Origin of the sequence: Haemophilus parainfluenzae (assembly GCF_003252755.1) — a bacterium.
In the GTDB taxonomy this organism is placed as follows: domain Bacteria; phylum Pseudomonadota; class Gammaproteobacteria; order Enterobacterales; family Pasteurellaceae; genus Haemophilus_D; species Haemophilus_D parainfluenzae_N.
In genome coordinates, this window is sequence record NZ_QEPT01000021.1 from 1 (window position 1) to 1,236 (window position 1,236).

Here is a 1,236-nt window from a genome sequence, read left to right on the forward strand (position 1 = left end):
AAATGTCTAAAGAAAAATTTGAACGTACAAAACCGCACGTAAACGTGGGTACAATCGGCCACGTTGACCACGGTAAAACAACTTTAACAGCAGCAATCACAACCGTATTAGCAAAACACTACGGTGGTGCAGCTCGTGCATTCGACCAAATCGATAACGCGCCAGAAGAAAAAGCGCGTGGTATCACCATCAACACCTCACACGTTGAATACGATACTCCAACTCGTCACTACGCACACGTTGACTGCCCAGGACACGCGGACTATGTTAAAAACATGATTACCGGTGCGGCGCAAATGGACGGTGCTATTTTAGTAGTAGCAGCGACAGATGGTCCAATGCCACAAACTCGTGAGCACATCTTATTAGGTCGCCAAGTAGGTGTACCTTACATCATCGTATTCTTAAATAAATGCGACATGGTAGATGACGAAGAGTTATTAGAATTAGTAGAAATGGAAGTTCGTGAACTTCTTTCTCAATATGATTTCCCAGGTGACGATACTCCAATCGTACGTGGTTCTGCATTACAAGCATTAAACGGCGTTGCAGAATGGGAAGAAAAAATCCTTGAGTTAGCAAACCACTTAGATACTTACATTCCTGAACCAGAGCGTGCAATTGACCAACCGTTCCTTCTTCCAATCGAAGACGTATTCTCAATTTCAGGTCGTGGTACAGTAGTAACAGGTCGTGTTGAGCGTGGTATCATCCGCACTGGTGATGAAGTTGAAATCGTAGGTATCAAACCAACAGCGAAAACAACTGTAACTGGTGTTGAAATGTTCCGTAAATTACTTGACGAAGGTCGTGCAGGTGAAAACATCGGTGCATTATTACGTGGTACAAAACGTGAAGAAATCGAACGTGGTCAAGTATTAGCGAAACCAGGTTCAATCACTCCACACACTGATTTCGAATCAGAAGTTTACGTATTATCAAAAGATGAAGGTGGTCGTCACACTCCATTCTTCAAAGGTTACCGTCCACAGTTCTATTTCCGTACAACTGACGTAACTGGTACAATTGAATTACCAGAAGGCGTGGAAATGGTAATGCCTGGTGATAACATCAAAATGACAGTAAGCTTAATCCACCCAATTGCGATGGACCAAGGTTTACGTTTCGCAATCCGTGAAGGTGGCCGTACAGTAGGTGCTGGTGTTGTTGCGAAAATCATCAAATAATTGATGTATTAACTGTAACAAGTTAGATTAAGAAGGCGTATCGAAAGAT

The 1,236-nt window shown here is 42.8% G+C and carries 1 protein-coding gene; it reads left to right on the plus strand.

Features of this window, described 5'->3' with window-relative positions:
* Positions 1-2: 2 nt before the first annotated feature.
* Complete coding sequence (gene tuf / locus DPV95_RS10335) at positions 3-1,187, plus strand: elongation factor Tu (RefSeq protein WP_005635637.1); 1,185 nt, start codon at positions 3-5, stop codon at positions 1,185-1,187.
* The last annotated feature ends 49 nt before the right edge of the window (positions 1,188-1,236 follow it).

Bases quoted from the DNA above. Each gene is read 5' to 3' on its own strand.
- tuf (WP_005635637.1), top strand. From the start codon at position 3: ATGTCTAAAGAAAAATTTGAACGTACAAAACCGCACGTAAACGTGGGT.